Origin of the sequence: Thioalkalivibrio sp. AKL7, from assembly GCF_000381705.1 — a bacterium.
In the GTDB taxonomy this organism is placed as follows: domain Bacteria; phylum Pseudomonadota; class Gammaproteobacteria; order Ectothiorhodospirales; family Ectothiorhodospiraceae; genus Thioalkalivibrio; species Thioalkalivibrio versutus.
Genome location: NZ_KB906959.1, coordinates 21,991 through 30,307, shown reverse-complemented (window position 1 = coordinate 30,307; position 8,317 = coordinate 21,991). Strand labels below are relative to the sequence as shown.

Here is an 8,317-nt window from a genome sequence, read left to right as displayed (position 1 = left end):
AGCGAGTTCAGCGCCGCCGGCCCGAGGGCCCTGGAGCAAGGTTCCCGGGCGGAATCCGGGTGCCCTTCTTTGGGCACTTTCTTGGGCAAGCAAGAAAGTGCCTCGGGGCGCGCTGGCGAGTCAGCGCCTGGCAGGCGGCCCGACGAAGCCACCGTAAACACCAGATGACGAACCGGGGCCAGCCAATCGGCTCGAGAGCCTGCAACAGTAGCCGGTCGATCAGTCCTTTCCGGGCGCCCCGCCAAATGCATCGCGCAGCCAGCCACGCAGGGCATCGAAGCCATGTTCCGCCTGCTCCGACGGCGGCAGCATCCCCGACACGAAGCCGCGCGCCCGGAACGGCTCCAGTAATTCCGGATCGCCCGAGATCACGTGGACCGGTACCGCCCAGCTGGCGTCCTGACCGGTAATCAGCGCGGCCGCCGGGTGATCGCCCAGCATGAAAAACAGCGTTTCCTCATCGGCAAACCGGGCGGCGTAGGCCCCGGTCACCTCCAGCGAGTAGCGCACCGACTCCGCGTAGTACTCGCGCACGCGACCAAAGTCCCGCCACAGCGTCTCCGGCGCGGGCCCCTGGTCGGCCCACTGGTCAAAGATCGCGCCATCCCCGATCGCATCCCAGTCCTCCAGCACCGGCAGGATCGGCGTCCAGGGCGCATGCGAACTGACCAGCGCCAGCATCGCGAACACCGGGTCTTCCGACGTCGCGCGCACCTCGCGGTCGAAGAACGACCAGGTGTACTGGTCCGGCATCGTTACCCAGAAGAATGGCGGCCCGGCGTAGTCGAAGTCGTGCTTGCCCACCATCCGGTCCCAGCCGAACCACCGGCCCTCCGGCCAGTCAAGCTGGATCGCCGGCGCGAGCATGGCCGTGCGGTGGCCGGTCGTCTGGAAATCCTGCACCAGGGTATCGCGGGGCTCGGCCTGCAACGCGTCGTAGTGCCCGGCGTAGCGCACCTGCAGACCCGACAGCAGCGAGGCCTGCGCCAGCCAGGATTGCCCGCCGGCGATCGGCGCCTCCAGCACGCCGGTCACCACGTGCAGGCCCGCGGCGTCGAGATCGTCGCCGATCGACTCGAGTCCCGGCACGATCACGGGCGCATAGCGCTCGTCGAAAACGGCGGAGACGCCATAGGACTCCACCAGGCCCAGAATCACGTCGACCCCGGCAAGTCCCGGCAGCGGTTGTGCCCCGGCCTGCTCACGGCTTTGCTGCAGCCGCGCACGAAAGGCCCGGTTCTCCGCGATGGCGGCCTGCCCCGCCGCGATCTGCTGCTGCACCATCCCAGCCGCCGGCGCGACCGTTCCGGCGGGCGCCACGTCGCGCATGCCGGCGGCCGTACCCACCAGGCCAAGCGCCAGCAGCCCAACGGCAAGGGGCAGCGGCACCCGCCGCGCGCCTGCGGCACGGCTGCCCAGCGCATACAGCCCCCGAGCCGCTCCCCAGATCACCACGACCAGCCCGGCGATCAGGACGATGCCCAGCAACACGGTGGCCACCCAGCCGAGATTCCCGGTCACCAACTGGTACACCGCATCCAGCAGTATCCAGTCCTGGATCAGGTTGAGCGGCCGGTTCAGACTGGCCCGGGTCAGGGCATCGAACAACGCCAACACCACCAGCGCCAGTAGGAGCCCGCCCGCCAGCCACGCCAACCCCCGCGCCAGCCGGCCCGACGGCAGAAGCGCGAACAGGCCCACCAGCAGCACGGCCTCCCAGGCCAACCAGTACGGTGCAAGCCCCGCGTAGCGCGGGAGTTCCAGACCCAGCAGCACCGCATTCAGCGCAACAAAGGTCAGCAGCAATCGCAGCATCGGCGCCCCGGAATCAGCGCCGAGCCGAACCGAAGGTCATTCGCTGCATCACGCCATCCCGACGCACGCGCCAGTGGAACAGCGCCACCGCAATATGGCCGAGCGCCAGGATCAGGATGGCCATCCCCAGCGCCTGGTGCCAGCCGAACAGGATCTCCGAAAGGGCTTCGTTTTCCGGGAACAAGCCCGGCAGGATCAACGGCCCCAGCTGGACCGGATAGCCCCCGGCCGCGGTCGCCCACCACCCGATCACCGGCATCACGATCAGCAGGACATAGAGCAGCCCGTGCACCACCTCCGAGCCAATCCGCTGCCAACGGGCGAGTGCCACCGCGTAGGGCGGCTTGCCATGACGCAGCCGCAGCCCGATGCGCACCAGCATCAGTGCCAGAATCAGCACCCCGAAGCTCTTGTGCCAGGTGTAAATGGTGTTGGTCGCATCCTCGCCGAAGCGCGCCTGCAACCCTTCGAAACCGAACCAGCCAATCGTCCCGCCGAGACTCAGCGCGCCCAGCACCAATACCGCCACCAGCCAGTGCACCACCCGCTGGCCCCGGCTGTAACGCGGCCAGACACCGGAATCGTTGGTTGTTTGCATGTCGAAGACCTCCTCGTCGCTTCCTTCCCAGCGTAGCAGTCCACTCCGACGGCCGAACGCCGTGAGTACCCCCAAAGGTGTTATCCGAATGGTCGCGCCGTCGCAGTTCCACGCTACCCTTATACGGATGAACCACGCACCCCGTCGCGAGCCTGTTCGACCTCGAGCGTTCGAACCCGGCCGTATCCGCTGTCTGACCTTCGACCTCGACGACACGCTGTGGCCGGTGATGCCGGTCATCCATCACGCCGAGGCGCGCTTCTATGCCTGGCTTCGCGAGCAGGCGCCCGAGGTGTGCGAGCGCTTCGGTCCCGATGCCCTGATCCAGGCGCGAACGGCCTTCATGCGCGCGGCCCCCGACCACGAGCGCCACGACCTGACCCGCCTGCGCAAGCGCTGGCTGCGCGAACTGGCCGAAACCTGTGGCTGCTGCCCGGAGCGTCTGTCGGGTGAAGGCTTCCAGGTGTTCTGGGAGGCGCGCAACGAGGTCACGCCCTATCCCGAGGCCCAGAATGTGCTGGCAACCCTGGCACGCCACTTCCGCCTGGGCGCGATCAGTAACGGTAACGCGGATGTCTTTCGCACGCCCCTCGGGCAGTACTTCGGCTTCGCCGTCGCCGCCGGCGAAGCGGGTGCGGCCAAGCCCGATCCGCATATCTTCGATCAGGCCCGCAAGCATGCGGGGATGGAGCCCGACGCCATCCTGCACGTCGGAGACGACAGCACGGCGGACGTCCTGGGCGCGCTGCAGGCCGGCTTCCGCGCCGCCTGGTTCAACCCGCAATCCCTCCCCTGGGAACACGGTCATCCCCGCCCCTGCCTGACCCTCGGCCGCCTCGGCCAGCTACCCCGGCAACTCGGCATCGACACCTGACCCTGCGCGCCACCACACCCGTGGGAGCCTGCTTGCAGGCGAAGCCCCTGCCCGCGTCCGACTCTGGCAGGGGCTTCGCCTGCAAGCAGGCTCCCACGCGGGCAGAACCGATGAAGGGGCCCATCCCATGCTCCGGGATTGGCTTTGGTCCGCGATTCTTCCAAACTGCGCCCATGATCCCGACCCCCTCCCCGCGTCCATGAAGCTCCTGTGCGTGGGCGACATCCATCTGGGCCGACAGCCGTCGCGCATCCCGCCCGCGGTGGGCGAGGCGCTCGGCATCGCAAACCTCGGCCCGGCCGCTGCGTGGCGCCGCAGTGTCGACTACGCCGTGGAACAGGGCATCGACGCGGTGCTGCTGGCCGGCGACGTGGTCGAACAGGAGGACGACTTCTACGAGGCCTACCGCGACCTGAGGGCGGGTGTCGAGCGCCTGACCCAGGCGGGCATCCGGGTACTCGGCGTCGCCGGCAACCATGACGTCCAGGTCCTGCCGCGGCTGGCCGAATCCCTGCCGGCCTTCGAGCTGCTGGGGGCCGGCGGGCAGTGGGACACCCGTGAGCTGCGCGGCCATGATGATCAGCGTCTACGGATTGCGGGCTGGTCGTTCCCCGAAGCGCGCGTAACCACCAGTCCGCTGGAAGGCGATTTTCCCGCCCCCACAGACTGCCCCACCGTCGGGCTGCTGCACTGCGATCGTGACCAGTCCCGCAGCCCGCACGCCCCCGTGCGCAGCAGCGACCTGGAGGCCGCCCCGGTTGAGGCCTGGCTACTGGGCCACATCCACCGCCCCGATCCGCTCGCCGCGCCCCGACCGATGGGCTATCTGGGCTCCCTGACCGGCATGGATCCGGGCGAGCCCGGCCGCCATGGCCCCTGGTGTCTCGAGATCACCCCGGGCGGCGACCTCGCGATCGAACAGATTCCATTGGCACCGCTGTCCTGGCATACCCTCGAGATCGCCGTGGATGGCCTGCAGCAAGCGGCCGATATCCACCGTCGGGTGACCGAGGCACTGGGAGCCCTCCATGCCGAGCTGGAGACCTGGAGCCACAGGCCTGCGGCCGTCGGCTGCCGCCTGCGCTTGACCGGACGCAGCGATCAACGCCATGCGCTGGAGCGCAGCCTGTACGCCGACGACCCGCGCGCCACCCCGCAGGACCTCGGCGGCCGTTTGTATTTCGTCCATGACTGGCGCCTGGAGGCCCTGCCCGCCCTGGACCTGGCGGAACTCGCCGCGGGCAGCGATCCCGCCGCATTGCTGGCCCGCAAGCTCCAGTTGCTGCAAGGCCCGGACAACGCGGCCCGCCGCGAACTCCTGGAGAAGGCCCGGGGTCCGCTCGCGCAGGTGATTCATGACCCGCGTTATCGCGCCCTCGCCCCGGAGGGCCCGGATGACGAGGCGATCGCCCGCCACCTGGAAGCGGCCGCCCTGCACGCCCTTGACCGGCTGCTGCTCCAGCGCGAGAGCGAAGCGTGAGGGCCGCATGAGACTGGACTCACTGGATATCGTCCGTCTGCCGGGCATCCATCCGGGGTTCCGCCTGGATGCCCTGGGGCCAGGCGTGAACGTGGCCATCGGGCCCAACGCGTCCGGAAAATCGAGCCTGGTGCGCGCCTTGCGAGCCGCCCTGTATGCCCAGGAACTGCGCCAGACCGGAGTCCACATCGAGGCGACCTTCGTCGATGCCCAGGGCCCGTTACAGGCCCATCGGCTGGGGACCGACTTGTCCTGGTCCCGCAATGGCGAACGCGTGGAGGCGCCCCCACTGCCGGATCATCGCTTCATCGATTGCTACACCCTGCGCATCGAGGATCTGCTGAACGCCGACCACGGCACCGAGCAGGAGATCGGCCTGCGCCTGGCCCGCGAACTGGCCGGTGGCTACGACCTGCCCACCCTGCGCGACGATCCCGCACTGAGCCTGAAGACGACCCATGCCCGTAGCGAGTCCCAGGCGCTGACGGCTGCGGAACAGGAACTGCGCGAGCGGCGTCAGCAGCAACGCGGCCTGCAACACGACGAACAGCGCCTGACCGACCTGAAAGCGCAACGCCAGCAGACCCAGCGCGCTGCCCACGAGGCCGATCAGTACGCACGCGCCCTGGACCTGCTGGGGGCCCGACGCGAACACCGGGATCTGGAGACCCGGATGGCGGCCTTGCCTGCCGGTCTGGACAGGCTCCGCGGCGACGAACTGCAACGCCTCGCCCCACTCCAGGACGAGTTGCGGCGCCTGGAACACGAACAACAACAGGCCCGCGAACGCCTGGAGGACGCTTGCCAGCGCCGCGAGGCAGCCGGACTGGCGGATCCCGAGCTGGATGCCGATCGCGTGGACGATCAACGCCCCGTGGTTCGCAGGCTGCTGGAGCTGGAGAGGGGGCTGGAGCAGACGACAAGGGAGCTGCACGCGGCCCAGGCGACACGGCACCAGGCAACCGAAGAACTGGGGGGCACGCCAGAGGCGATTCCGGCCCTGGACCCCGCCACGCTCCACTCGGTGGAACAGTCCCTGGAGACCCTGCGTGGGCTGCAGGCCGGCATCGCGCAACGGGAAGACGAACTCGCCTCCCTGCCTCCGACTGAGGACACCCTGCCCACCCCCGACACACTGCGACGCGGCCGCGACGAGCTGCTGCACTGGCTGGGGTCCCCGCGCCCCACCCCCTGGACCGGCCTGCGCCGGGTCGCCGCCGGGATCGCCCTGCTCGCGGCGGGCGGCGCCATTGGCACAGCGACGTTGCTGGTACACCCCGCCTTCGCCGTACTCGCGCTCCCGGTCGCCTGGGGCGCCTACATCGCCGCTCGCCCGGCGACCGACAACATACCCCGCGAGGCTGCGAAGGCACGCTTCCGCGATACCGGTCTGGCGCTGCCCACGGACTGGACGGCCGACGCGGTCCGCGAGCGCCTGGCCCACCTGGAGCGTGAACTGGAAACCGCGGAGGGCGCGCGGCGAACGGCGGAGCGCCGCGCTCGACTCGAACGGGAACTGCAAGAGCGGCGCGCCGCCCGCGACCGGGAAGAGGGGCGCCTGAAAGACATTGCCCGGCAGGTCGGCTTCGACCCCGGCTGTATGGATGCCTCGCTGCAGCGCTGGATCCACCTGACCGCGAACCATGACCGGGCGCGCCAGGCCGTGAACACGGCCCGGGCAGAGCAGGAACGCCTGACAGCCGAGCTGGAGGCGACCCGGGCGCCCGTCATGGCCTTTCTCGCCCAGTATGCCGTGGCCCCTCCGGACTCCGAGCCTTCGGCGGATACCCTGGCCCAGCACCTGGACCGTCTCGCCGCCCGGCTGCAGACGCGGGACACCGCGCAGCGGGAGGAGAAGGCCGCCCAGCGCGAACTCGAACGTCTGAAAGCCGACGCGGATCGCACGCGGGAGCAGATCGCCGCCCTGTACGCAGCGGCCGGCCTGGAGAATGGCGATGAATCGACCCTGCGCGAGAGGCTGCGCCTATGGCCCGCCTGGCAAGAGCTAAGCGAGCAACTGGGTAATGTGCGCGAACGCGAACGCGAACGCCGCCGCCACCTCGAGGACCGCCCGGACTTGCTGGAGGCGGTCGAGGCCGATGCCGCGGAACCCCTGGAATCGCAACTTCAGACCCTGCGTGACCAGGCGGCGGAACGCGACCGGCTGAGCGAGGAGATCGCCCGCATCGAAGCGGCCATCGACCGCGCCGGCCATGAACGCCAGCTGGAAACCGCCCGCGCCCGCCGCGAACTCGCCCGCGACGCCCTGACCCAGCGACTCGACCAGGCCCTGTTCGCCAGGGCCGGAAACTTCCTGCTGGACCAGGTCGAGATGGAACACGAACAGGCGGTGCAGCCCGCGGCCCTGCGCCAGGCCCGCGAGTGGTTCCGGCGCTTCACTCGCCATCACTACGAACTACAGTTCTCGCCCCATGCCTCGGCCCGGTTCAGCGCCCGCGAGACCGCCAGCGGGGCCACCCGCTCGCTCACCGAACTCTCCAGCGGGACGCGGATGCAGCTTCTGCTCGCCGTACGCATCGCCTTTGCGCTGGAGGCCGAACGCGGGCGCAGCGCGCTCCCGCTCATCCTCGACGAGGCGCTGGGTACGGCGGACCCGGACCGCTTCCGGGCAGTGGCCGAAAGCCTGCAGGCTCTGGCCCACGAGGCCGGCCGACAGGTCTTCTACCTGACCGCCCAGCCCGAAGACGCGCGTTACTGGCAGGCACAGGAGTCCAGCGTCGAGATCATCGACCTGGCCGCACGCCGCTGGGGACAGCAAGCGCTGGGTAGCAACGAGCAGCTGAGCCTTCCGGAACCCGAAGCGGTACCCGCCCCCGGCAGCGACGCCCCCGAGCACTACGCGCAGCGGATTGGGGGCATTCCCCTGATCGACCCCTGGCAGGATCCGGCCGGTATCCATCTGTTTCACCTGCTGCGGGACCGTCTGGAGCTGTTGCAGCGCCTGCTGGAGCTGGGGGTGGATCGCCTGGGCGCGCTGGAATCCCTGCTACAAGGCCCCGCCGCCCCCCTGCTGGAAGCCCCGGAATGCCAGACGCTGCAGGCCCGTAGTGAGGCCGCCCGCGCCTGGACTCGCGCCTGGCGCCAGGGTCGCGGCCGCCCGGTAGACCGCGCGGCCCTGGAGGCCTCCGAGGCCGTCAGTGCGACCTTCATCGACGCCGTCTCCGACCTGGCGAACCAACTGAACGGCAACGGCGAACAGCTCCTGCGCGAACTGGAGAACGGTACGGTCAAACGCTTCCAGAGCAGTGCCCGCGAACGGCTGTCCGAATGGCTCACCGACAACGGCTATATCGACCCGAACACAATCCTGACCGCGACCGAGCTCGAACACCGCGTGATCGCGACCCTCAAACCGCACCACTCCACAGCGGAGCGGGCCATCAGCGAAGGCCAGGCCCTGGCCCGCGCCCTGCAAGGCGGCTTGCACCCGCCCGCCTGAACGGCACGGGGAAGGAAACGCCAGGTGCCTCGTTGCCCTTCTTCGTGCGCTCGCCCCCATGACAATGTTTCGGTGCTATTGTGGAGAGAC

General features: G+C 69.5%; 5 protein-coding genes. 3 read left to right on the top strand and 2 right to left on the bottom strand.

The features are described 5' to 3' along the window. Positions 1-219 precede the first annotated feature (219 nt). The gene (locus tag G315_RS0113340) at positions 220-1,815 is read right to left on the bottom strand and encodes a hypothetical protein (RefSeq protein WP_019612675.1); all 1,596 of its coding nucleotides are present in this window, start codon (positions 1,813-1,815) and stop codon (positions 220-222) included. Positions 1,816-1,828: 13 nt separating this feature from the next. Beyond that, positions 1,829-2,413 carry a cytochrome b gene (locus G315_RS0113335; RefSeq protein WP_018169430.1) on the bottom strand — a complete coding sequence of 195 codons (585 nt, stop codon included), beginning with the start codon at positions 2,411-2,413 and terminating at the stop codon, positions 1,829-1,831. A gap of 127 nt (positions 2,414-2,540) precedes the next feature. Between G315_RS0113335 and G315_RS0113330 the strand changes: the two genes are divergently transcribed. The 3 genes from G315_RS0113330 to G315_RS0113320 all read left to right on the top strand — a co-directional run bounded on the left by G315_RS0113330 (position 2,541) and on the right by G315_RS0113320 (position 8,227). Further along, positions 2,541-3,287 (top strand): HAD family hydrolase, encoded by a 747-nt coding sequence (locus G315_RS0113330; protein ID WP_019568204.1) that lies wholly within the window; start codon positions 2,541-2,543, stop codon positions 3,285-3,287. 199 nt (positions 3,288-3,486) lie between these two features. Beyond that, entirely contained in the window at positions 3,487-4,767 is a 1,281-nt protein-coding gene (locus G315_RS0113325) for a DNA repair exonuclease (protein ID WP_019612673.1), read from the top strand. Between the two features lie 7 nt (positions 4,768-4,774). Beyond that, entirely contained in the window at positions 4,775-8,227 is a 3,453-nt protein-coding gene (locus G315_RS0113320; RefSeq protein ID WP_019612672.1) for an AAA family ATPase, read from the top strand. The last annotated feature ends 90 nt before the right edge of the window (positions 8,228-8,317 follow it).

Coding starts and splice junctions, on each gene's coding strand:
- G315_RS0113340 (WP_019612675.1), bottom strand. CDS start 1,815: ATGCTGCGATTGCTGCTGACCTTTGTTGCGCTGAATGCGGTGCTGCTG.
- G315_RS0113335 (WP_018169430.1), bottom strand. CDS start 2,413: ATGCAAACAACCAACGATTCCGGTGTCTGGCCGCGTTACAGCCGGGGC.
- G315_RS0113330 (WP_019568204.1), top strand. CDS start 2,541: ATGAACCACGCACCCCGTCGCGAGCCTGTTCGACCTCGAGCGTTCGAA.
- G315_RS0113325 (WP_019612673.1), top strand. CDS start 3,487: ATGAAGCTCCTGTGCGTGGGCGACATCCATCTGGGCCGACAGCCGTCG.
- G315_RS0113320 (WP_019612672.1), top strand. CDS start 4,775: ATGAGACTGGACTCACTGGATATCGTCCGTCTGCCGGGCATCCATCCG.